This window comes from Ochrobactrum sp. SFR4, assembly GCF_019730395.1.
Taxonomy (GTDB): Bacteria; Pseudomonadota; Alphaproteobacteria; order Rhizobiales; family Rhizobiaceae; genus Pseudochrobactrum.
The window spans coordinates 1-21683 of sequence record NZ_JAAPBB010000004.1 but is presented as its reverse complement, the minus strand read 5'-3'; the positions used below and the strand labels follow the sequence as shown (position 1 = coordinate 21683).

General features: G+C 50.3%; 21 protein-coding genes and 1 pseudogene. 11 read left to right on the top strand and 11 right to left on the bottom strand.

What is annotated here, in order from left to right; genetic code table 11:
- The first annotated feature begins 197 nt into the window (after positions 1 to 197).
- The 6 genes from trhO (at position 198) to HBA93_RS05975 (ending at position 4870) form a co-directional block, all read left to right on the top strand.
- A complete protein-coding gene (gene trhO / locus HBA93_RS06000) occupies positions 198 to 1121 on the top strand; it encodes an oxygen-dependent tRNA uridine(34) hydroxylase TrhO (RefSeq protein ID WP_221722668.1) in 924 nt (307 codons plus the stop codon).
- A gap of 113 nt (positions 1122 to 1234) precedes the next feature.
- Entirely contained in the window at positions 1235 to 1990 is a 756-nt protein-coding gene (gene modA, locus HBA93_RS05995) for a molybdate ABC transporter substrate-binding protein (RefSeq protein ID WP_502910051.1), read from the top strand.
- 16 nt (positions 1991 to 2006) lie between these two features.
- Entirely contained in the window at positions 2007 to 2687 is a 681-nt protein-coding gene (modB, locus tag HBA93_RS05990) for a molybdate ABC transporter permease subunit (protein WP_122094467.1), read from the top strand.
- Positions 2684 to 3808 (top strand): molybdenum ABC transporter ATP-binding protein, encoded by a 1125-nt coding sequence (gene modC, locus HBA93_RS05985; protein ID WP_221722666.1) that lies wholly within the window; start codon positions 2684 to 2686, stop codon positions 3806 to 3808. The genes modB and modC overlap by 4 nt, the downstream gene beginning before the upstream one ends.
- 140 nt (positions 3809 to 3948) lie before the next feature.
- Positions 3949 to 4635: a GNAT family N-acetyltransferase gene (locus HBA93_RS05980; RefSeq protein WP_221722665.1), complete on the top strand. Its 687-nt coding sequence runs from the start codon at positions 3949 to 3951 to the stop codon at positions 4633 to 4635.
- Positions 4636 to 4639: 4 nt separating this feature from the next.
- The gene (locus HBA93_RS05975) at positions 4640 to 4870 is read left to right on the top strand and encodes a hypothetical protein (protein WP_121993071.1); all 231 of its coding nucleotides are present in this window, start codon (positions 4640 to 4642) and stop codon (positions 4868 to 4870) included.
- Here the strand turns inward: HBA93_RS05975 and HBA93_RS05970 are convergent.
- The 3 genes from HBA93_RS05970 to HBA93_RS05960 all read right to left on the bottom strand — a co-directional run bounded on the left by HBA93_RS05970 (position 4867) and on the right by HBA93_RS05960 (position 7750).
- Positions 4867 to 5988, bottom strand: a complete 1122-nt coding sequence (locus tag HBA93_RS05970; RefSeq protein WP_221722664.1) for a nickel/cobalt transporter — start codon at positions 5986 to 5988, stop codon at positions 4867 to 4869. The two genes, HBA93_RS05975 and HBA93_RS05970, sit on opposite strands and share 4 nt — an antisense overlap.
- A 74-nt stretch (positions 5989 to 6062) precedes the next feature.
- On the bottom strand, positions 6063 to 6740 hold the full coding sequence (locus tag HBA93_RS05965) for a DUF1007 family protein (protein ID WP_151160038.1): 678 nt from the start codon (positions 6738 to 6740) through the stop codon (positions 6063 to 6065).
- An 89-nt stretch (positions 6741 to 6829) separates the two neighbouring features.
- Positions 6830 to 7750, bottom strand: coding sequence for a LysR family transcriptional regulator (locus tag HBA93_RS05960; RefSeq protein ID WP_121993073.1), 921 nt, complete (start codon positions 7748 to 7750; stop codon positions 6830 to 6832).
- Positions 7751 to 8523: 773 nt separating this feature from the next.
- On the opposite strand from HBA93_RS05960, the gene HBA93_RS05955 reads away from it, so the two are divergent.
- The 3 genes and pseudogenes from HBA93_RS05955 to gnd form a co-directional block, all read left to right on the top strand.
- On the top strand, positions 8524 to 9654 hold the full coding sequence (locus tag HBA93_RS05955; protein WP_221722663.1) for a type III PLP-dependent enzyme: 1131 nt from the start codon (positions 8524 to 8526) through the stop codon (positions 9652 to 9654).
- A 219-nt stretch (positions 9655 to 9873) separates the two neighbouring features.
- Positions 9874 to 10491: a GNAT family N-acetyltransferase gene (locus HBA93_RS05950; RefSeq protein ID WP_221722662.1), complete on the top strand. Its 618-nt coding sequence runs from the start codon at positions 9874 to 9876 to the stop codon at positions 10489 to 10491.
- Between the two features lie 139 nt (positions 10492 to 10630).
- Positions 10631 to 12055 (top strand): annotated as a pseudogene (gene gnd / locus HBA93_RS05945) (NADP-dependent phosphogluconate dehydrogenase); the annotation flags it as partial.
- A 58-nt stretch (positions 12056 to 12113) separates the two neighbouring features.
- On the opposite strand, the gene HBA93_RS05940 reads toward gnd, so the two are convergent.
- The 4 genes from HBA93_RS05940 to HBA93_RS05925 all read right to left on the bottom strand — a co-directional run bounded on the left by HBA93_RS05940 (position 12114) and on the right by HBA93_RS05925 (position 16187).
- A complete protein-coding gene (locus tag HBA93_RS05940) occupies positions 12114 to 13175 on the bottom strand; it encodes an ABC transporter ATP-binding protein (protein WP_221722660.1) in 1062 nt (353 codons plus the stop codon).
- A 3-nt stretch (positions 13176 to 13178) separates the two neighbouring features.
- The gene (locus tag HBA93_RS05935; protein ID WP_022709619.1) at positions 13179 to 13982 is read right to left on the bottom strand and encodes an ABC transporter permease; all 804 of its coding nucleotides are present in this window, start codon (positions 13980 to 13982) and stop codon (positions 13179 to 13181) included.
- Positions 13979 to 14881 carry an ABC transporter permease gene (locus HBA93_RS05930; RefSeq protein ID WP_022709618.1) on the bottom strand — a complete coding sequence of 301 codons (903 nt, stop codon included), beginning with the start codon at positions 14879 to 14881 and terminating at the stop codon, positions 13979 to 13981. The genes HBA93_RS05935 and HBA93_RS05930 overlap by 4 nt, the downstream gene beginning before the upstream one ends.
- Before the next feature lie 202 nt (positions 14882 to 15083).
- A complete protein-coding gene (locus HBA93_RS05925) occupies positions 15084 to 16187 on the bottom strand; it encodes an ABC transporter substrate-binding protein (protein WP_121993078.1) in 1104 nt (367 codons plus the stop codon).
- Between the two features lie 704 nt (positions 16188 to 16891).
- Between HBA93_RS05925 and HBA93_RS05920 the strand changes: the two genes are divergently transcribed.
- Positions 16892 to 17710, top strand: coding sequence for a helix-turn-helix transcriptional regulator (locus HBA93_RS05920; protein WP_122094485.1), 819 nt, complete (start codon positions 16892 to 16894; stop codon positions 17708 to 17710).
- Between the two features lie 50 nt (positions 17711 to 17760).
- Here the strand turns inward: HBA93_RS05920 and HBA93_RS05915 are convergent, their stop codons facing one another.
- Genes HBA93_RS05915 through HBA93_RS05905 form a run of 3 tightly spaced genes read right to left on the bottom strand, consistent with a single transcriptional unit; the run spans position 17761 to position 19920 of the window.
- On the bottom strand, positions 17761 to 18207 hold the full coding sequence (locus HBA93_RS05915) for a Fur family transcriptional regulator (protein WP_121993080.1): 447 nt from the start codon (positions 18205 to 18207) through the stop codon (positions 17761 to 17763).
- Positions 18207 to 19082 (bottom strand): metal ABC transporter permease, encoded by an 876-nt coding sequence (locus HBA93_RS05910; RefSeq protein WP_502910056.1) that lies wholly within the window; start codon positions 19080 to 19082, stop codon positions 18207 to 18209. The genes HBA93_RS05915 and HBA93_RS05910 overlap by 1 nt, the downstream gene beginning before the upstream one ends.
- Positions 19027 to 19920 (bottom strand): ATP-binding cassette domain-containing protein, encoded by an 894-nt coding sequence (locus tag HBA93_RS05905; RefSeq protein WP_221722659.1) that lies wholly within the window; start codon positions 19918 to 19920, stop codon positions 19027 to 19029. Before HBA93_RS05905 ends, HBA93_RS05910 begins: the two co-directional genes overlap by 56 nt.
- A 159-nt stretch (positions 19921 to 20079) precedes the next feature.
- Between HBA93_RS05905 and HBA93_RS05900 the strand changes: the two genes are divergently transcribed.
- Positions 20080 to 21018, top strand: coding sequence for a zinc ABC transporter substrate-binding protein (locus tag HBA93_RS05900; RefSeq protein WP_221722658.1), 939 nt, complete (start codon positions 20080 to 20082; stop codon positions 21016 to 21018).
- A gap of 7 nt (positions 21019 to 21025) precedes the next feature.
- Here HBA93_RS05900 and HBA93_RS05895 read toward each other — a convergent pair whose 3' ends face one another.
- Entirely contained in the window at positions 21026 to 21439 is a 414-nt protein-coding gene (locus HBA93_RS05895; protein ID WP_121993084.1) for an RrF2 family transcriptional regulator, read from the bottom strand.
- Positions 21440 to 21683: the final 244 nt, after the last annotated feature.

The following is a 21683-nucleotide window of genomic DNA, read 5'->3' as shown; positions in this document are numbered from 1 at the left end:
ATTCGTAGTGAGAGCGGGGATAGATTTTCGCTACACGGCAGCAAAACTTGGCATTGATCTTGAAATTGACCCGCAGCAGCGTTAGAGCACTGGCAAGCAGATTAATCTGTTTTCGGCTGTCTGACTGATCCTCAGGGTGGTCAGGCGGAATATCACGGCAGCGCCTTTGCGAGGCGACCAGCTATTGAGGTTTATTTATGTGTGAAGCACATTTCACTGTTGCTGCGCTTTATTGTTTTGCGCGTTTTCCGGATTTTGAAGCCTATCAGACATCGCTGACTGAGCTTTGTGATGAGCAAGGTATTAAAGGTACGTTGCTGCTGGCTGCTGAAGGACTGAACGGCACTGTTGCCGGTACAAAGTCCGGCATTGCCGCGCTGATTGCTTTTATTGAAGCTATTCCTGCCTTGCGTGAGCAGAATATTGAACTGAAATATTCAACAGCTAGCCAGATGCCGTTTAACCGTATGAAAGTACGCCTCAAAAAAGAGATCGTGACCATGGGTGTGGACGGAATTGATCCGTTGCAGAGCGTCGGCACTTATGTGCAACCGCAGGAGTGGAATGCGCTGATCGACGATGAGAACACGATCCTCATCGATACGCGTAATGATTATGAATATGCCATCGGCACTTTCAAAGGCGCGATTGATCCGAAGACCAAGACGTTTCGCGAATTTCCGCAATGGGTTGAAGATCACCGCGATGAGCTGGAAGGCAAGAAGATTGCCATGTTCTGCACCGGCGGTATCCGCTGTGAGAAGGCAACGGCTTTTGTAAAAGGTCTGGGCTTTGATGATGTCTTCCACCTCAAAGGCGGTATTCTGAAATATCTCGAAGATATGCCTGCTGAAGATACACGCTGGGAAGGCGAATGCTTCGTTTTCGATGAGCGCGTTTCCGTTGGTCATGGTCTGGTGGAAGGTGATGTGGAACTGTGTCGCGCCTGCCGCAATCCGGTGACGCCGGAAGGCAAATTGTCTCAGTTTTACGAAGAAGGTATTTCCTGCGACAGTTGCTATCATGAGCGCAGCGATGCTGATCGCGCCCGCTATGCCGAGCGCCAGCGTCAGGTTCTGCTGGCGAAAGAGCGTGGTGCCAAGCAGCATATCGGTGACTGAGATTTTCTCAGCTGACTATTTTGCAAAAGGCTCTCCCTTTGGAGAGCCTTTCTTATTGCTTGATGCACAGGTCAGGAATCGTTATGCATGATGGAATATAATGATTGAAAATATTGAGGGATATCATGATCAGATTTGTAGTTGCACTTGGCCTGCTTGCCGGAACTGCCCTGCCAACTTTTGCGGCAGAGAAGATTGTTGTGTTCGCAGCGGCCAGCATGAAAGATGTGATTGATACAGCCGCTGAGAAATTTAAGGCCGAAAACGGTGCGGAAGTAACTGCATCTTATGCATCGTCTTCTGTGTTGGCGAAGCAGATCGAAGCCGGTGCACCAGCCAGCATTTTCATCTCAGCCGATCTCGACTGGATGGATTATGTGCAGGAGCGCAAGCTGATCGACAATGACAGCCGCGCTGTGATTGCCGGTAATGCGCTGGTTATCGCCGGTGCCAAAGATACAAAACCGGCAGATGCTGCGGAAATCCTCAAAGCCGGTCGCTTCTCTATGGGGGATCCGTCAAATGTACCGGCCGGTAAATATGCTAAGGCAGCACTTGAAAAACTTGGCATCTGGGGTGATGTTTCTGCCAATGCAGTCTTTGCGGAAAATGTGCGTGTAGCGCTGCAATATGTTTCCCGCGGTGAAGTCAAAGCCGGTATTGTCTATGCATCGGATCGTGCACAGGTGCCTGAACTGACAGAAGTTTACCGCTTCCCTGCATCAAGCCACGCGCCAATTCTTTATCCTGCGGCACTGGTCGGCAAATCTGACGAAAACTCCAAGGCATTTCTTGCATTTCTGCGCAGCGATGCCGGACAGGCAATCATTGCCGATAAGGGTTTTGTGCCTGCGGCAGAAGCAAAATAAGGCTTTGATCTGACTGATGGCAATGTCGGAAATGGAAATTATCGCTTTGTCTTTGAGGATAGCAGGGCTTGCTATCCTCGGAGCCTTGCCGGTTGCATTTGGTTTTGCGTGGATACTGGCACGCTATAATTTCCCCGGCAAAAGCCTGTTGCAGGCTGTGCTGACAATGCCGCTGGTGCTGCCGCCTGTGGTAACCGGTTATTTTCTGCTGGTGCTGTTTGGCACACGCGGCGCTATCGGCAGTCTGCTGCTGCACTGGTTTGATTTTACCTTCGCTTTCCGTTGGACGGGGGCAGCCTTGGCTGCCGGTGTGATGGCGCTGCCATTGCTGATCCGCCCGATGCGGCTGGCGATTGAAAATATCGACAGGGGATTGGAAGAAGCTGCCCGCACGCTGGGGGCAGGACGCATCAAAGCCTTTATGACTGTGACACTGCCCTTGCTGATACCGGGCATTATCGCCGGCAGTGTGCTTGGGTTTGCCAAGGCGCTCGGCGAATTTGGTGCAACAATTACCTTTGTCTCGAATATTCCGGGCGAAACGCAAACTCTGTCGCTGGCGATTTATGCGCTGATGCAAACGCCGAGCGGTGATGCCGCTGCGCTGAAGCTTATTTTGGTTTCCGTTGTGCTGTCTGTGCTGGCGGTGGTGCTGTCCGAATGGTTACAGCGCCGGTTGAGCGGAGCTGGCAAATGACACATAAAATCAGCTTTAATACCCTCGATTTCAATGTAAAAGGCGGCAATGGCGGTTTTCACGTGGAGGCTGCCTTTCGTGCTGAGACTGGCGTTACAGCATTATTCGGTGCATCCGGTGCCGGTAAAACCACTTTGCTGCGCATGATTGCCGGAACACTGCGCCCTGAGGAAGGGCGCATTGCTGTTGGCAATCTGGTGCTGTTCGACAGTACTAAAAATATCAATCTCCGGCCTGAAGAGCGTCATATCGGCTATGTCTATCAGGATGCCCGCCTGTTCCCGCATCTCAGTGTTTTGCGCAATCTGACTTATGCGCAATGGGCGGGTAAACGTGAGCCGGAGCGTAAGGTTGAAGAAATAACCGAGCTGCTCGGCATTGGCGCTTTATTACAGCGCAAGCCGCATCAGTTGTCCGGCGGTGAGAAACAACGTGTGGCGATCGGGCGGGCATTACTGTCTGCACCGCGCCTGCTGTTGCTCGATGAGCCTCTGTCATCGCTGGATCATGCGCGGCGTCAGGAGATTTTGCCCTATCTGGAGCGGTTGCGTGACGAGAGCGGGCTGCCGATCGTCTTTGTCAGTCATGAAGTGGACGAAGTCGCGCGGCTGGCGGATACGCTTGTGTTGCTGGAGCAGGGACGGGTAAGGGAAAGTGGTTCAGTGTTTGATATTTTCAGCCAGATTGACGGTACGGGCGATACGACCAGTGTGCTTTTGCAAGGCGAAGTCACCCGCAGTGATGATGCCTATGCCATGGCTGATATTGCCATTGGCGGACATAATTTTCAGCTGACAGACCATGCACTGCAATCGGGGATGAAAGTGCGTCTGCGTATCCGCTCGCGCGATGTATCTCTGTCGCGTTTTGCACCGGTGGATATCAGTATCCGCAATATTTTTCCGGTGACAATCACTGCAATCTCAACCGATGACGGGCCGTTTGCAGAATTGCGCCTGCAACTGGGTGATGTGCAATTATTGTCCCGTATTTCGCGTAAGTCCGTGCAGGAACTCAATCTGAAAACCAGTGAGCAGGTTTTTGCACTTATCAAAGCAGTGTCGATAGATCGCAGTGCCGCAAGACTGCAGCAAAACGAAATCAGTTTGCAATTAGCATAAAATATGGTCATTTCTTCGGGGTAGAGCATAATTCCTTAAGCTTGGATCAGCTTAAGGTGGAATTATGCTCTACTTTTAAAGTGTTAGAGCGACCTTTGGGAGCCCAGCGGGGCGCCCGGCGCTCTAAAAGGAGAATGATTATGCAGGACCTGTCTGGGTGGACACCTTGCCCTTTGCCGGAGCGCAAAATTCTTGAAGGGCAGTTTGTGCGGCTGGAGCCGCTGAGTGTTGAAAAACACGGGCAGGGGCTGTTTGAGGCATCCAGCGTTGCAGATGCGGATAGTCGTTTTACATGGCTGTTTGATACGGTGCCTGCAACTCTCGAAGAGATGCTGCCATGGCTGGAGAAATCCGCTGCAAGCCAGACGACCATGTTTTTCGTCACGATTGATAAGGCGACAGGTAAAATTGCCGGTCGTCAGGCGCTGATGCGCATTGATGCCGAGAATGGCAGTATTGAAATCGGTAATGTCTATTGGGGGCCGCTGATTTCGCGCAAACCGGCTGCGACCGAAGCCCAGTATCTGTTTATGCAATATATTTTTGATGAGCTCGGTTATCGCCGCTATGAGTGGAAATGCAATAATGACAATCTGCCGTCAAAGCGTGCGGCAGAGCGTTTCGGTTTTCAGTTTGAAGGTATTTTCCGGCAACATCTGATTGTTAAAGGTAAGAACCGTGACACTGCATGGTATTCGGTGATCGACAGCGAATGGCCTGCATTGAAACAGGCTTATCAAAACTGGCTCGCGCCTGAAAATTTTGACGCGACCGGACAGCAGATCAGAAAGCTGGAAAGTTTCTACGCCGATACAGGCCGGAGATAAGCGCATGGCATCCCCACAGCAAAATAAGAAGGATACGCGCAATTCCGCTATAGCCGCCGCTTTGATTATGGTGGTTTTTGGTGCGCTGTTTTATTCCATGCCGATCATCATGCTGGCGGTCGGGCCTTACAGCCATGTGCTGGCGGCACTGATTGCAGTCGTTTTCGTAATGGGCTTTTTTGTGGTGTTCTGGCTGCGGGCGAAATCACAGCGAAAACACCACAAAGAGAATTAACTCAAAGCGGCAATCAGCAGAAGCACACCGGTTAGAATGATGAATAATGCAGCGGCGATTTCAATTGCCGTTTGCAATCGTGATGACATCAGCGGATTTTTAACAAGGCGCAGCGCCGTATTCTTAGCCGTGACAGCCAGAGTTGCCAGCAAGGCTACGGTGATGAAAGTACCGAGTGCCATGGCAAAGGCAGAGAGAATACCGCCCAGCATCAGACCGTTGAGCATTGAGAATGTCAGCACAATGATCGCGCCGGAGCAGGGGCGTATGCCGACGGCGATAATCGCTGCCCATGCGGTTTTCCAGTTGAAATCACCGCTCAGAGTGGACGGATCGGCCAGATGACTGTGGCCGCAGGCTGTGCAATTGGCACCATTCCCTGAAAATTCATGGTCAAAAACGGCTGCCTTAGCATTGGCAGGCTGATATTTGAGCCGCATGGACGTGTTCAATGATGATGGTTTTTGTGTAGCCGAGGCTGAGAGTGAGCCTTGCCAGACGGATGCCGGTGCAATTGTTTCAACCGCCAGTGCAGGGGCAGGCTGCGGCTTTGAGCGAAGCTTGCGGAAGATGATATAAATACCGCAGAGAATGACCAGAATATAGCTGGCTATTTCCATGCCGCGCCCTGCTTTTCCCATTGAGATGCCGATACCGCGCAGGACAAACCATGCCATCCCGACCAGAAAAATAGCGGATAGTGCCTGCAAAACGGATGAGATGAGGGAAAGAAATATCCCGCGTCGCAAAGCTGTTTCATTGGCAATCATATAGGACGAGATCACTGCTTTGCCGTGGCCGGGGCCGGCGGCATGTAAAATACCATAGAGAAAAGACAGGCTGACCAATGTCCATGCAGCCCACGGATCATCCTTCATCGCTTTCAGTGCGGTGGTCATCATCAGATAGAAGCGTTTTTGCTCGGCATTAATCCACAGTATCAGATGGGCAAAAGGGCCGGTTGGCTGCAATGTAACTTCACTCGCACCGATGCCTAATGAAGACTGCGCCCATGCCTGACTGTGAAGTACAAACAACAGACAGGTGCATATGGTCAGCAGCAAAGCACAGGCTCTTAACGGGGACAGAGTAAGAGTGTGTTGCTTTGCGTGGTTCATACCGGAATGCCTCTGATGATATAACGTAACAAATTTGAATTTTGACCAATCCTAATGCGCTGGCCGCGGGCTTGTTATTTACAAGTGATTTCTATTCGGGTTGCGAAGAATTTTGACACGTCATTGGTCATCGCCGCTGCTTCGTCGAAAAATGCCTGTGTCAGGCTTTGCTGGTTCTGGGCAAGTGCCTCATCGGGATCAGGGCGGACAACGGCAGAACTGCAGCCGGACGGCATACCCTTCACCACCAGATCTTCGTCTTTCAGATAGTCAATTGCTGTATAGAAAGTCGGGTCGTAGACGCCGAAACTGACTTTATGGCCGGGTTCCAGTTTCAACGGTTTTTCCGGCTTACTTTCAAACAGAACAATCAGCTGATTATCCGGCAGATCGGCAATCAGATGCTCGGGCTTGTTCATGGCAATATCTTTGCCGTCCTGCGTAACCGTCTGAAAATATTTATATTCGGCAATGGATGTGTCGATCGTGGTGCTAAGTTCATTCAACTCGGCGCTGTCGAGTTTCAACGTGCCTTTTTTGTCAAATTCCATCAGGACTGTCGATGAAAACAGATCATCAAAGCGCCAGACATGCGCCAGTTTCTCAACGGAGCGATCCGGCGTGATTGTGATTTCCAGACGGGCTTCGGCAAAAACATGCGGATGTGCTGATGCCGCAACAACACCCAGCCCTGTCATGAGACAGGTCAGGCCGAGGACATTCAGTAAAGACTTGTTTTTGCTGCTGGTCATGGAAACGAAAATCACTCTTTTGAGCGGTCAATGCTGGTTCGGAATTTGGAGAATGAGTGAGGCAAAACTACGACGACAGTCTACGGGGTTTACGCCTCGTCATTGGTTAGTTCTTTGCACGGATTATCTTTGAACCATTTGGCGAGATAGTCCACCAGCAGGCGCACTTTGGCGGGCAGATAGGTACGGTGCGGGTAAACGGCATAAATGCCGCCGTCATTGAGCATGAAATCCCGCAGCACCGGTACAAGTGTGCCTTTATTCAATTCGCCATCGGCGACAAAACGCGGCAGAACGCTGAAGCCCAGACCTTTGACAGTCGCTGCCATCGTGGTGAGCGGGCTGTTCACCTCCAGCGGGCCACGAATAGCAACGGTCATCATCGAGCCGTCCTGATTGCGGAACTGCCAGTTATTGCGGGAACGGCTGTTGGTATCAATGATACAGGGCATTTCACGCAATTGCTCCGGTGTTTCCGGCATGCCCAGCTGTGCGATCAGATCAGGAGAGGCACAGACAACGGTGTGAAACGCGCTCAGCCTTTTGGCGATCAGCGATGAATCCTGCAGGCGGGTGATGCGGATAGCAAGATCGAAACCCTCTTCAACCAAATCAACAAAACGGTCATCAAGGTGGATATCGAGCGCAATCTCCGGATGATCTGCGCAAAAATCAATCAGTGACATACCCAGTGAGGCATCGGCAAAACTGCGCGGGGCTGTCAGTTTGATCTTACCGCGTACATCACCGCTGCTTTCGGAGATGGAATCCTGAAGATCATCCAGCTCGCGCAAAATCTCCGTTGCACGGTGATAATAAGTGTGGCCGCTTTCGGTAAGCGAAAATTGCCGTGTTGTACGGTTCAGCAGCCGCACGCCCAGATCGTCTTCCAGCTCGCGGACATATTTGGACAGAAGGGCTTTGGAGCGGCCGATTTTGCGTGCTGCTGCGGAAAAGCCTTCGGCCTCCACAACATCAATAAAAGCACGCATCCGTGTGAGTGTGTCCATAAGCTCTGCCCTCCAGATCAGCGACCAAACCGCACCATATATCGCGATCCTGAATATTCAAAATGTCTCAGAAATATCAAAGTGATTCGCTGTGCTGCTATCAATAAGACATTTGTTTTTATCCTCTACATAAAGCACTGCGCCGTATTTTGAATAAAGAAGTGATTTATTAACCAAAAAAAATCAAACCGGCGCAAATTTGTCATTGTGTGGACACATAAATCATCTTATATCGCCCTTGCCCAAAGTCGCACGTGCCTGTGGGTGTCCGCCGGTATTCTTAATGGAGAATGACCCGGTACGGTAACCTGGACCTAACCGCTCCAGTTGATCTGATGGCCAACCATGGATCAAGGACACCTTGAAGCAACGACGGTGCGGGCCTTTCTGGTGTCTTCCGGCTCTCCACAGGTCGGGAACTCAAAGAGGCACACCCTCATTGCCCTAAGTGCGGAACCGGGTTTTTCCCATTCCAAGCCAAGGCAGACAAAGCGGAAAAACGCTAAATTCAGGGCGTTGATCCATCTGCATATGTATTTGTTCCGTGTTTCCTGCATCTCCAAAGGCCGGTTGCGCGAAGAGCTGATTCATATTTGCCGCAAGGCAGTTTGTCCCTCTGATGGCTTTTGATGCGTGTATGCGCAGGTATTTGCTCATCAGTCCTTTGAAACCATGCTCAACCTTGTGCGGCAAACGCGCGGGGGCAGGCTTTCGCATCGCAAATGATATGAAGATGCGGCTTTTTACTGCTTATTGCAGTTCAGGAGATCAGGATGGCTACACAGCGCATTATCGACTTTCTCGCCACCCGACGTCCGGAAGGCCCTTGCCTTGTCGTTGACCTCGACGTTGTGCGTGAAAATTATGAACATTTTGAAAAGGCTCTGCCGGCCTCGCGTATTTTCTACGCGGTAAAGGCAAATCCTGCACCGCAGATTCTGTCGCTGCTCGCCTCTATGGGCTCGAACTTCGACACAGCTTCGGTTGCGGAAATTGAAATGGCACTCAATGCCGGTGTAACACCTGACCGCATTTCTTATGGTAATACCATCAAGAAAGAGCGTGATATTGCACGCGCCTATGAATATGGCATTCGCCTCTATGCTGTTGATTGCGTTGCAGAAGTGGAAAAGGTTGCCCGTGCGGCTCCGGGTTCCCGCGTATTCTGCCGTATTCTCGCCGATGGTGAAGGTGCTGAATGGCCGTTGTCGCGCAAATTCGGCTGCGTTCCGGAAATGGCAGTTGATGTGCTGCGTGCAGCCCATCAGCTGGGTCTGGATGCCTATGGCGTATCATTCCATGTCGGTTCACAGCAGACTGATCTGACTGCCTGGGATCGTGCTCTGGCCGATACCAAAGGTGTGTTCGACCTGCTGGCCAAAGAAGGCATCAACCTGCGTATGGTCAATATGGGCGGTGGCTTCCCAACACGTTATCTCAAAGATATCCCGACTGCACAGGCCTATGGCGAAGCTATTTTCGACGCGCTGAGCCGTCATTTCGGTAATCGTCTGCCGGAAACCATCATCGAGCCAGGCCGTGGCATGGTTGGTAATGCCGGTGTGATCAAAACCGAAGTGGTTTTGGTTTCCCGCAAAGCCGACAATGACAATCGCTGGGTCTATCTCGATATCGGTAAATTCGGCGGTCTGGCTGAAACCATGGATGAAGCGATCCGTTATCAGATCGTGACTCCGCGTGACGGCGATACTCTGGAACCTTGCGTTCTTGCAGGTCCGACCTGCGATAGCGCCGATGTGATGTATGAAAAGGCACCTTATCCGCTGCCGGTCTCGCTGACCATTGGCGATGAAGTGCTTATCGAAGGCACCGGCGCTTACACAACGACCTATTCGGCTGTTGCGTTTAACGGTTTTGAACCGCTGCGCTCCTATGTGATCTGATACTGATATGCGTCTCGACAGAGACGCATATTCAGCCTCACATTGCGAATGATACCGGTGGAAAAATTCACCGGTCTGTCACACAACATTTTTGCTTTGTGTTTATCTTCGCGTCGACACGCGAAGAAATGTTTCTACCTGTCTCTTTGTTTTGGCGCATTTGCCTCACTCAAAACTGCTTCGCACTTTTGGCTCGCAAATGCTTTAAGGTTCACGCTGATGTCTGCTTCTTCTGTTGCGGTCGGAACCACGGCTGAATTGTCAGCCGCGCAAGTCACTGCTCCGGCACCGGTCTCGTTTAGTATTGCGCATGAAACGCCTGCGGACAGCAGTGCGCGTGAAGCTTTGCTTGATCGTGTGATGGGAGAGGGACGCAAGCGCAAATCATCGGAAAAGCTGCGCCGTAAACGCGTGCCTGCCTATGGGCTGGCATTGATTGCCCGCGATGTGCATGGAGTGATGATCGGCAGTGTCCGGCTCTGGCATATTTCTGCCGGTAAAAAAGCCGGCGGAGAAGTTGTGCCTGCTTTGCTGCTGGGGCCTTTGGCGGTTGAGACAATCTATGCGGGGCGGGGTGTCGGCGCTGCATTGATGCGTCAGGCTATTCACAATGCGCAGGCGCTTGGCCATAAGGCGATTTTGCTGGTGGGAGACCCTGAATATTATGGCCGTTTCGGCTTTACCGGCAGTAAAATGGCTGGTCTGGCTATGCCGGGGCCTGTGGAACGTCATCGTTTTCTGGCACTGGAGCTGGAAGAAAACTATCTGGATGGTGCATCCGGTGTGCTGACCGCTACCGGCAAGCCGATTGCTGACCGGCAGACCACCGCCGTTTGAATATTACGCATTTTAAAGAAAATAACCGGTTTCAGCTGTCAGTCTCTGCTTTCAGTTGAAACCGGTTTTGAATAGCATACCTATATAGAACGAAGAATTATGCTCCGGCTATTTTACCGGAAAGTTCACATATAGGGAAAACAGAATGCAACTGGCAGATATCGGACTGATCGGGCTTGGCGTCATGGGTTCTAATCTGGCGCTCAATATTGCTGAAAAAGGATATCGGGTTGCAGTTTATGATCGTGAAGCACCGGTATTAGAAAAATTTTACGCTTCCAGCGGTGAGTTGCAGGAGCGCATTATTCCCTGTGCGACTATGGAACAGCTCAGCCAGAATATTGCCAGGCCGCGTCCGATTATCATGCTGATTAAAGCAGGTAGTCCGGTTGATACGGAAATGGCCAAGCTCAAGACCTTTCTGGAAAAAGGCGACATCATTATTGATTCCGGCAATTCCGATTACCGCGATACGGTGCGTCGTCTGAATTCACTCGGCGAAAATGATCCGACTTTTGTTGGCATGGGCATTTCCGGTGGTGCGGAAGGTGCGCGTAACGGCCCGTCAATGATGGTGGGTGGTACGCCTGAAGCCTATGCGCGGATTGAGCCGATTTTGGATGCGGTTGCCGCGCGTTATAAAGGCGAACCATGCAGTGCGCGTATGGGGCCGGATGGTGCGGGGCATTTCGTCAAAACCATTCATAACGGTATTGAATATGCCGATATGCAGATGATTGCGGAAATCTATGGCATTTTGCGTGATGTTTGCGGTTTGAAGGCTGAAGAAATCGCGCCGATTTTTGCAAAATGGAATACAGGTGCGCTGAATTCCTATCTCATTGAAATTACGGCAGAAGTGTTGAAAGCGCTTGATCCTGAAACCGGAAAGCCGGTGCCTGATATTATTCTGGATGCTGCAGGACAAAAGGGTACCGGACGCTGGGCAGCTATTGAAAGTCAGATTCTCGGTGTTCCGGCGACAGGTATTGAAGCCGCTGTTGCTGCACGCTCGATATCCTCCCTGATTGCACAACGGCAAAAACTGGCAGATGTCTATGGCGAGCCGGTACAGACAGGATCGATCAAGGCGGATCAGGCTTTTATTGATGCACTGGAGCAGGCATTGCTGGCCGCAAAGATTGCGGCCTATGCGCAGGGCTTTGCGGTGATGGCCGCTGCCTCACAGGAGCATCAGTGGAATTTGCCACTGGCAACGATTGCTCGTATCTGGCGCGCCGGTTGTATCATCCGTTCACAGTTTCTGGATGAAATCGGTGAGGCTTTTGCTGCGGGTGAGGTGGATAATCTGCTTCTGGCACCTGCATTTGTTGAGCAAATGAGCGTGGCTGCCCAAAGTCTTCGTCAGGTTGTGGCAGCTGCGGTGACTGCCGGTGTGCCAGTACCAGCACTGAGCTCTGCGATCAGCTATTTTGACGGGTTCCGCCAGAAACGCGGTTCAGCCAATTTGATTCAGGCGCAGCGTGATTTCTTCGGGGCGCATGGTTTCAAAAGAATCGACAAAGACGGCGATTTCCACGGCCCTTGGGGCGACGGACTGTAATTGCACCTTGTCACAGGACAAGAAAAGGCCGGACTTGATAAAAGTCCGGCCTTTATTTTTATTTGCCCAGAACCAATAAATCCTGTGCAGCAAAATGGACAGTGATTTTGTCACCATGCTGCGGCGGGCGCATCGCCGGATTGTTGAAACTGTCGAAAGACAGTTGATTTGCACCCAGTGTTACACGGGTACGAATGACTGATCCTAAGAAATGCACATCCTGCACAATGACTTCAACACTGCTGTCGCGGGCAGGGGAGGCATCAAGGCTGATGGTTTCCGGCCGCAGCGCCAGAGTGACCGCATCACCTTTGTTGTAAGATGCCAATGATTGCGGGACGGTGATGGTGGTGCCGCCAAGATCAGCTTTATTCTGCTGCGGGTCTGCCACACGGACTTCCAGCATGTTCAGCGTACCAACGAATGATGCCACGAAGCGGGTTGCCGGACGGTTGTAAATATCAAACGGTGTGCCGATCTGATCCGCTTTGCCTTCATGCATCACTACGATCCGGTCGGAAATAGACAGTGCCTCTTCCTGATCGTGGGTAACAAATACGGTTGTGATGCCAAGTTGACGCTGAATGGCGCGGATTTCTTCACGCAATGAAATACGAATTTTCGCATCCAGTGCTGAGAGCGGTTCATCGAGTAGCAGAACCTGCGGTTTGGTTGCCAAGGCACGGGCGAGAGCAACACGCTGTTGCTGGCCGCCGGACATCTGATAAGGGAAACGGTCTGCCAGATGCTCAAGGCGGATCAGTTCCAGCATCTCTTTGACCGTTGCATCAATCTCGGCTTTAGGCTTGCCGGACACTCGCAGACCAAAGGCAACATTCTGCGCCACGGTCATATTCGGAAACAGTGCATAGGCCTGAAACACCATGCCGATATTGCGTTTGTTCGGTTTGAGATCGACCACATCCTGACCGTTGATCTCGATCACACCCTGATCGGGAGATTCAAAGCCGGCAATCATGCGCAGAACGGTGGTTTTTCCGCAGCCCGATGGACCGAGAAACGAGATGAACTCGCCTTTTTCAACTGCCAGACTGAAATCATGGACAACAGTATTAGCGCCGAAGCTTTTTTTGAGATTATTAATATTGAGAAAAGCCATGACTTAATTGCCTGCTGTCTTAAATTTGGAGAAGCGGGTGACAAGCTGGAGCATAATCATGCTCAGCCATGTGATGCCGAAGGCAATAATTGCCAGCGCTGACGGTTCATAAGCGCGGTTTGCACCGACAAGCTGCAAATAAGGGCCAAAAGCCGGACGATTGAGCAGCGAAGCCAGCGTAAATTCGCCGATGACGATCGCAAAGGTAATGAACGCACCGCTCATGACGCCGGAAAGCACATTCGGGAAAATCACCTTGAACAGAATGGTCGGCCAGCCTGCGCCCAGGCTTTCCGCGGCTTCTGTCAGCGTGCGAACATCAATCGTGCGCATGGCCGTATCAATCGAGCGATACATATAAGGCAGCGCCAGAGTCACATAGCCGAACATCAGCAGAATATCGGTTGCGCGCGTTGATCCTGTAAATGGCAACCATGAGGACGAGTTATAAATTCGCAAATAGCCGAACACGATAACAATCGCCGGAATAACCAGCGGCATCAGCGTGATAAATTCAATGACCGGACGCAGATACGGCATACGCAGACGCACCCAATAGGCGGTCGGTACGACCAGCAGCACGCCGAAAATAATCGTCATGATGGCCAGCATGATGGAATAGCCGAAGGTCGCCTGAAAATTCGGGTCAGTCAGCACAACGCGGTAAGCGTCAAAAGAATATTCACCACGACGCATACGCAGGGAAAATTCAAATGTACCGATCAGCGGCACAACGAAATAGATCGCGCCGATCAGAAAGGCGATCCATGCGCCAAGGGTTTTGGGAATGAAATATTTCAGCTTCATTTCTGCCACCGTTCTGCACGCATACGCAGCCAGATATAGAGCAGATTGGAAATGCCGGTAATCAGGATCATGCCGAGTGCCAGTGCATAACCGAGATTCTGATTGTGCAGAACATCGCCGCGAATCTGCGCATAAAGCAGGATCGGTACAATATTCAGCGAAGAACCGGTCAGCGCATAGGCCGTTGCAATGGCACCAAAGGCATTGGCAAACAGCAACAGGCTGGTGCCGAGCAGGCTAGGCCAGAGAATCGGAAAGGCCACCATGCGCCAATATTGGAATGTTGTTGCGCCGAGAATAGATGAAGCCTCGCGCCATTCTTTTTTCAGACCGTCCAGAGCAGGGGTGAGGATCAGCACCATCAGCGGAATCTGGAAGAACAGATAGGTCAGTGTCAGGCCGAAAAAGCTCAGAAGGTTAAAGCCGGTGGCATAGAGATTGAAGCCGAACCATTCGCGCAGCAAAATCGTAACAAAACCGGTGCGGCCTAGCGTGGCAAGAAAGGCGAAAGCCAGCGGCACGCCGGCAAAGTTGGATGCCACACCCGAGAATGTGAGCACAGTCGGGCGCAGGAAACGGGGCAGTTTACCCAGTACAATTGCCCATGCCATGAATGACCCGATCACAGCGCCACCCAAAGCGGAGGCAAAGCTGATTTTGATCGAGACCCAATAGGCGCTCATAATGCCGGGTTCAAACAGATCTATAATATTTTGCAGAGTGAAATTACCCTGACTATCCTGAAATGCACCGACGACCAGATACATGGTCGGCCAGAGCAGAAACAGAATTGCGAAGGCGAAAAACGGGGCAACACCGAGCCACTCTAAGGGCAGACGGCGCTTGGCGCGTCGCACAGGGGGCGTGTCAGATGTTATGCCATTGCTGGACAGGCTCATATGATTTTTGCTTTTTATCGTCTGCGTCGGTGATGGCTTCCGCAGATTGAGGTGCTGAAATCTGCAGGCATACAGCAATGTTCAGATTGCGGTGCCGGCTGAGTTATTTTTTATGATGATATGTGTCGTATAAAAATGCAAATTGCAAAACCTGTTACGGGCGGACGATGCCGCCCGTAACAGCAGCATTTAGCTGTTCAGCTTACTGAACATTCGCGCCGACTACGCTATCCCAGTTCTTGGTGATGACAGCCTGAGATTTGTCGAGTTCTTCCAGAGTCGGGAAGACAGCTTTCTCATAAGCTGCGGCCGGTGGCAGTTTGTCGAGCAATTCCTGAGGAATTTTGCCTTCTTTAGCCATGGCGTTGAAGCGGATCGGATGGCAATAGCCCTTCAGATAGCCGATCTGGCCTTCATCGGAATAGAGATGTTCCATCCAGAGTTTGGCGGCGTTCGGATGCGGTGCATAGGCGCTGATGCCCTGTACATACACACCGGCAACAACACCGGTTTTCGGAATGATAACTTCGACTTCCGGATTGCCGTTCAGTGTATCGCGGTCTGCCAGAGCATTATAGTCCCAACGGATAACGATAGGGGTAGAGCCCTGTGCCAATGAAGCGGCTTTACCGATGACAGGTACAAAATTACCGGCCTTGTTCACGTCACGGAAGAACTCCAGACCTTTCTGAGCCGCTTCTTCACCCGGCTTGCCGCCAAGGGAAAGACCGGCAGCATACACGCTCAGGATTGCCTGTGTGGATGCGCGCGGGTCGCCGGAATGTGCGACCGCATTGGCAAATTCAGGCTTGAGCAGATCAGCCCAGTCCTGCGGGGCATCTTTGATAATGTCTTTGTTCACTTCAAAGGCCAGAACGCCGTAATAGTCGCCGTACCAGTAACCCTCGGCATCCTTGGCATCATCAGGAATCGAATCCCAGGTTGATACTTTATAAGGCTGAAGCAGGCCGTCTTTTTTCGCAGTGGTACCGAATGTGAAGCCGACATCAATCACGTCCGGTGCCTGAGGGCCCTTATTGTCTTTGTTCGCTTTAATTGCTTCGATTTCATCGCCGGAGCCTGCATCCGGATTCAGCTCATTAACCTGAATGCCATATTTGTCTTTGAAGCTCTTGATGATCTCACCATAACCGCACCAGTCATGCGGAAGGGCGATTGTGGTCAGCTGACCCTCTGCTTTCGCGGCGGCGATCAGTTCTTCTGACGGAGCTGCCACGGACAATGTGGTGCCGGCAAAAGCGATCGCTGTTGTCAGGGACAACAGCCGTGTTGTTCTGTTAAGCATTGACATACTCCCCTTAAAGTTACGGGATGTCTGCTTTCAGGCATCCTCGTATTTTTTCGATAGGCGCGTCATATGAAAGTACCATGACAGCTATCGTTTTTCTTTATCCGAGCAGAAGTGAACCATGTTTTTTTATCGCAATCAATTGAATGTTGCAGTTTAGAGAGAGGGAAATGAATAAAAAACAGCAATATACTTAATCTCTTGAATATATTGATTTTTATCTAATGATAATTTGATTGTGCAGTGCGGATCTGAATTTCAGAAAAGATTCATAGGTTTAATGGCTGTATGTCGTTAACAGAATGAAATAAGCGGGCAATTAATTGGTAATTGTGCATTGTGACAAAAACATTTTAATAAAATAATTGCGCCTGATCATGAGATTCTTTTAAACGAGAAAATAATTTTAATCTTAAGGTGCTGATATTTAAATATTAAATTGTGTGGGAATATTTTCCCGCCGGACTTAAGGGAGAGGATATGTCCGGAGATTTTCATTTCAGATCAATGCGATTATATCTTATTTGCGCCATCGCATTGAAATAGTATTCTTGATGCATTCATGCCGGAGTTGAAAAATAGAGCGCATATTATATGCGCTTTCTTTCGAATCATTTTCATGTTTGTGCGTTTTTTTGATGTTTTTGATTTTTATGTTTTCATTTCGCTGATTTTACAGTTGTTTAAAACGGAATTTTTTCATGGAATTTGAACTTATCCATTTCCCGGAATTTCAAAACAGTTTCTTTGGTAAAGAATATTGTTCATCTATTCTGGAAACATATATTGCAGTTCGTAAAAAACTTTCCTGCAAGCATATTACGCATATTACGCCCAAGAATATTGATGCGGATATCGCGGACAATCTAAAGACTGTGGTGACGACATTCCCGTCGGACTGGGTCGTGAATTACGCTGCTAAAAGCTATTTTGATATTGATCCGTTGTTTCATCAGAAATGGTCTGATCCCGAGCAGCCTCATAGTGTCAGTATTGCGGAAATTTACGGCCATAAACAAAAAACACCGGCATTGCAGAATTATGTCGATGATTTGAGAGCGCATAATTTTGGCGATACATTTATTATGGTGACACAGCGGCTGAATGGCAGTGGGGATGCCCATACTATTTATGCGTTTGATACAAAAAAGGGACAGAACAGCTCAAATAATCTGAGTGCTGAAGATCTGATCCGTTTGCTTGAGAAGGATTTTTTACAGGTAACCGGGCAATTGCATGAAACTGTGTTGTCGGCTGTGAGTGATTATTCATCACAAAAGAAAGAAGTACAGTCGCTGGTTTCGCTGACACCGCGCGAGATTGATTGCCTCAAATGGGCTGCGCGTGGAAAAACGGACGGTGAAATTGCTGAAATCCTCAGTATCGCCCGCTGGACAGTGGTGACCTATCTGCAAAATGCCAAAATTAAACTGGGCTGTGCCAACCGCACTTCTGCTGTTGCGGTGGCGATGTCGCTTGGCATTATACCTTTACCGGACACGTCGCATTTACAGGGATGATTTGCAGAACACCCCGCACATTTCTGTGCGGGGTGTTCTGTTATTCCTGATCAGTTGTGTGCACAACTTGCACAGAGGCCACGTATTTCCAGAGTGGTTTTGCTTGGATGGAAATGGTTCTTCTGTGTCCAGTGCTGCACGCAATCTTCAATTTCCGGCTCTGAAAATTCCGAAGCCTGACCGCATTGATCGCAAATGGCAAAAGCCGCAATGCCATGAATATGGCCGTGCTCATGATGGTGCGGATGGGCACAGGCAATAAAAGCGTTCAGGCTTTCAAGACGATGAATCAAGCCATATTCCAGCAGTTTGTCCAAAGCGCGATAGACTTGGAGCGGCGCACGGAAGCCTTCTTCGCGCAGCTGGTCAAGAATTGTATAGGCGCTGAGCGGAAATTCGGCTTTTGCAAGAGCTTCCAATACAAGATTCTGATTGCGTGTGAGCTTCGGAGCGCGTGCTGCTGCAGATGCAGTTCCTGTATGCGTATGAGCGGTCATTATGAAGTCTCCTTATCGCGCGCAACAGGCAAAGATGTCTTGAGTTTTTGCCATGGTAACAAGCTTATAACAAAAAACACCACAGATGCCACGACTATGGATGGTCCTGAAGGGGTGTCATAATTCAAAGAACCGAAAAGGCCGGCAATAACCGAGCACGCTCCGATAAAGGCTGCATAGATAGCCATTTGCTCCGGCGATAATGCAAAGCGGCGCGCCGTTGCTGCCGGAATAATCAGCAGGGCGGTAATAAGCAGAATACCGACGATTTTCATGGCAATGGCAATCAGCAGAGCCAGCAAAATCATAAATAAAGTGCGGTGCAGTTCCGGTTGCAGGCCTTCAGCCTGCGCAATATCTTCACTGATGGTTGCTGCCAGTAGCGGCCGCCAGAGTTTAATCAGAGCTGCGAGAATTAACGCACCGCCGGCATAAATGGCGATAAGATCGGAGACTGAGACCGCGAGAATATCACCGAACAACAGTGACATCAGATCGAAGCGGATCCATGTCATGAAGGCGACAAGCACCAGCCCGAAAGCCAGTGTGGCGTGGGAGAGTATGCCCAGCAGTGAATCGGCTGAAAGTGAGTGGCGTTTTTGCAGGATCACCAGCAGCATGGCGATACTAAAAGCGATCAGAAAGACGGAAACCATAATATTCAGGTCAAACAGCATGGCGAGGCCAACACCAAGCAGAGCTGAATGAGCCATCGTGTCGCCGAAATAGGCCATGCGTCGCCATACAATAAAGCAACCGATCGGACCGGTGATTAAAGCGAGGCCGATACCGGCAAGCATGGCGCGGATAAAGAAGTCATCAAGCATGATTGTGCCCGCCGGTTTGGGAATGGTTGTGGTCTTCGCAGTGTTCATGATGATGGCCGTCATCATGGTGACAATGATCCGTGATCGTACCGTCAGCATGTTGTACCCGTCCGTCGGCAAGATGAGTGTGGTCATGATGATGCGTATAGACCGCAAGCGAGGGTGGAATTTCCATGCCGCGCGGAGTGCGCAATCCGAAAAGTTTTGCATATTCAGGGCTGGCGGCCACATCAACCGGTGTGCCGCTGCAACATATATGTCCGTTCAGGCAGACAACGCGGTCTGTCGCGGCCATAACAATATGTAAATCATGGGAGATCATCAGCACACCACAACCGGTATGGTCGCGGAATTTGGCGATTGTCTCATAAAGTTCTGCCTCACCGGCAAAATCGACGCCTTGCAACGGTTCATCCAAAACCAATAAGTCCGGTTTACAACCAAAAGCACGGGCAAGCAGGACACGCTGAAATTCACCGCCGGATAAATGCACGACCTGTGCATTAAGTAGATGCGGAATTCCGGCGAGAATGAGTGCTTCTTCAATTGCCTGTTTGCTCAGCGATGCAGTCATGCGGATCATACGCTCAACTGTCAGCGGCAGGCTCGGATCAATGGAGATTTTTTGCGGTACATAGCCGATGGTCAGGGACTTCTCGCGTTTCACTGCACCCTCATCAGGCTTATGAATGCCCAATGCCATTTTGGCGGTCGTGCTTTTGCCTGAGCCGTTAGGGCCGATGAGCGTAACAATTTCCCCTTTATGCAGGGTGAGATCAATGTTGCGGACAAGCCAACGACCGTTCCGCTCAATCCCTGCATTTTCAAGGCGCAGAAGAATGTCAGGTGTTTGTCCGCTGGTGGCAGCTGATAATGGATGATGCATTGTACGCTTTCGGAATTATAGAAAAGCAGATCCTGCTCTTGTCACGGGTTATCTCATACGTTATAGCATTACGCAATAATGTAACTTTATAACATATTGTTTCGACGTACTGCCATTTCAATCGCTGGCAGTGATTAATAGCAATTTCTGTGAGGTTTTATGTCTGTTATCCGAGTTTTGCTGGCATCCGCTTTGTTGTCTGTTTCTTCGCATGCTGTTCTTGCGGCGGAAAAAGGCGATGTCGTGGTTTCGATTAAGCCAATTCATTCGCTGGTTTCTGCCGTTATGCAGGGGGCAGGGGAGCCGGAACTTATTGTTAAGGGCGCTGCATCAGAGCATGGCTACAATCTTAAGCCGTCAGATGCCGGTGCACTGGAAAAGGCAAAAATCATTTTCTGGGTCGGGCCGGAAATGGAAACTTATCTGACAAAGCCGTTAGAGACTCTTGGTACTAAGGCCGAAGTTGTGCGACTGGATCAGGTAAAAGGACTTGAAATCCTGTCTGCGCGTGAAAGCGGTAATTTTGAACCGCATGATCATGGCGGGCATAATCATGGTGAGAGTGGTGAGGCGCATGACCATCATCATGATGATTTGCATCTCTGGCTTGATCCGCAAAATGCCAAGCTGATGTTGGAGCCGATTGCGGAAGCTTTAAGTAAAGCTGATCCGGCGCATGCCCCGCAATATCAGAAGAATGCTGCAGCCTATGCTGATAAGATTGATGCGTTGCAAAAAGAAGTGGCGGCGGAACTAGAGCCGGTGCGCACCAAGCCTTATATTGTGTTCCATGATGCCTATCAGTATTTCGAACGCCGTTTCGAACTTTCAGCGGCAGGCTCAATTACAGTGAATCCGGAAAAAGCGCCGGGAGCAGCGCGCATTCGTGAAATTCAGACTAAAGTGAAATCCTTGGGAGCGACCTGCGTTTTCTCTGAGCCGCAATTTGAATCCGGTTTGGTAAAGACCGTGCTTGAAGGAACGGAAGCTAAAACAGGTGTGCTTGATCCGCTTGGTGCTGATCTTCAGGACGGGCCGGAACTTTATCCGCAGCTGATCCGCAATCTAGCGACATCGCTGAAGACCTGCTTGCAGTAATTCCCGTTTAAATATCGCTATAACCATCTGCCAGTGTACGTTTATCCAGTACGCTGGCGATGGCTTCACGCACTTCCAGCATCATGCGGCGGATTTTACAGTCTTCTTCTATGCAATCCTCGCAGGCTTTATAGCCGGTCTTACTGGCGCAGGGGAGGGGGGCCAGCGGGCCGTCAAGACTGCGGATAATATTGCCGATAGATATCTGATTTGCTGGTTTGGCCAGACAAAAGCCTCCGCCTTTGCCTTTACGGCTTTGTACGAAGCCAGCTACGCGCAAATCCGTCAGGATATTATCCAGAAATTTACGCGGTATATTGCGGGCTTTGGCAATCTCGCCCACAGAAATAAGATTGTCCTGCGGGGCTTCGGCCAGATGCACCATGGCTTTGAGGCCGTACTTCCCTTTTTTAGTCAGCATGTAAGCGGTGTTCCCTGCTTTATATCGTTATTGCACTCTATGTGTAGCGCAGAGTAGGGCAGGTATCAAACGCAAGTCATAATGTATGTATCGATCATTGGTCTTTTGGTTTGCCGAATCCGGTTTTTCGGAGGTCAAAAAGAGGGTAAATTTTCGCTTAATTTTTAAAGTTTTCCCTGTGGAAAGAAAGTTTGCGATTTGTGTAATTTTTTTGAAAAGTCGTGTTGACAGTTTGGATTGGTGG

What these genes read in the sequence shown, in the direction of transcription:
- trhO (WP_221722668.1), top strand. Translation starts at nt 198, where the DNA reads ATGTGTGAAGCACATTTCACTGTTGCTGCGCTTTATTGTTTTGCGCGT.
- modB (WP_122094467.1), top strand. Translation starts at nt 2,007, where the DNA reads ATGGCAATGTCGGAAATGGAAATTATCGCTTTGTCTTTGAGGATAGCA.
- modC (WP_221722666.1), top strand. Translation starts at nt 2,684, where the DNA reads ATGACACATAAAATCAGCTTTAATACCCTCGATTTCAATGTAAAAGGC.
- HBA93_RS05980 (WP_221722665.1), top strand. Translation starts at nt 3,949, where the DNA reads ATGCAGGACCTGTCTGGGTGGACACCTTGCCCTTTGCCGGAGCGCAAA.
- HBA93_RS05975 (WP_121993071.1), top strand. Translation starts at nt 4,640, where the DNA reads ATGGCATCCCCACAGCAAAATAAGAAGGATACGCGCAATTCCGCTATA.
- HBA93_RS05970 (WP_221722664.1), bottom strand. Translation starts at nt 5,988, where the DNA reads ATGAACCACGCAAAGCAACACACTCTTACTCTGTCCCCGTTAAGAGCC.
- HBA93_RS05965 (WP_151160038.1), bottom strand. Translation starts at nt 6,740, where the DNA reads ATGACCAGCAGCAAAAACAAGTCTTTACTGAATGTCCTCGGCCTGACC.
- HBA93_RS05960 (WP_121993073.1), bottom strand. Translation starts at nt 7,750, where the DNA reads ATGGACACACTCACACGGATGCGTGCTTTTATTGATGTTGTGGAGGCC.
- HBA93_RS05955 (WP_221722663.1), top strand. Translation starts at nt 8,524, where the DNA reads ATGGCTACACAGCGCATTATCGACTTTCTCGCCACCCGACGTCCGGAA.
- HBA93_RS05950 (WP_221722662.1), top strand. Translation starts at nt 9,874, where the DNA reads ATGTCTGCTTCTTCTGTTGCGGTCGGAACCACGGCTGAATTGTCAGCC.
- HBA93_RS05940 (WP_221722660.1), bottom strand. Translation starts at nt 13,175, where the DNA reads ATGGCTTTTCTCAATATTAATAATCTCAAAAAAAGCTTCGGCGCTAAT.
- HBA93_RS05935 (WP_022709619.1), bottom strand. Translation starts at nt 13,982, where the DNA reads ATGAAGCTGAAATATTTCATTCCCAAAACCCTTGGCGCATGGATCGCC.
- HBA93_RS05930 (WP_022709618.1), bottom strand. Translation starts at nt 14,881, where the DNA reads ATGAGCCTGTCCAGCAATGGCATAACATCTGACACGCCCCCTGTGCGA.
- HBA93_RS05925 (WP_121993078.1), bottom strand. Translation starts at nt 16,187, where the DNA reads ATGCTTAACAGAACAACACGGCTGTTGTCCCTGACAACAGCGATCGCT.
- HBA93_RS05920 (WP_122094485.1), top strand. Translation starts at nt 16,892, where the DNA reads ATGGAATTTGAACTTATCCATTTCCCGGAATTTCAAAACAGTTTCTTT.
- HBA93_RS05915 (WP_121993080.1), bottom strand. Translation starts at nt 18,207, where the DNA reads ATGACCGCTCATACGCATACAGGAACTGCATCTGCAGCAGCACGCGCT.
- HBA93_RS05910 (WP_502910056.1), bottom strand. Translation starts at nt 19,082, where the DNA reads ATGAACACTGCGAAGACCACAACCATTCCCAAACCGGCGGGCACAATC.
- HBA93_RS05905 (WP_221722659.1), bottom strand. Translation starts at nt 19,920, where the DNA reads ATGCATCATCCATTATCAGCTGCCACCAGCGGACAAACACCTGACATT.
- HBA93_RS05900 (WP_221722658.1), top strand. Translation starts at nt 20,080, where the DNA reads ATGTCTGTTATCCGAGTTTTGCTGGCATCCGCTTTGTTGTCTGTTTCT.
- HBA93_RS05895 (WP_121993084.1), bottom strand. Translation starts at nt 21,439, where the DNA reads ATGCTGACTAAAAAAGGGAAGTACGGCCTCAAAGCCATGGTGCATCTG.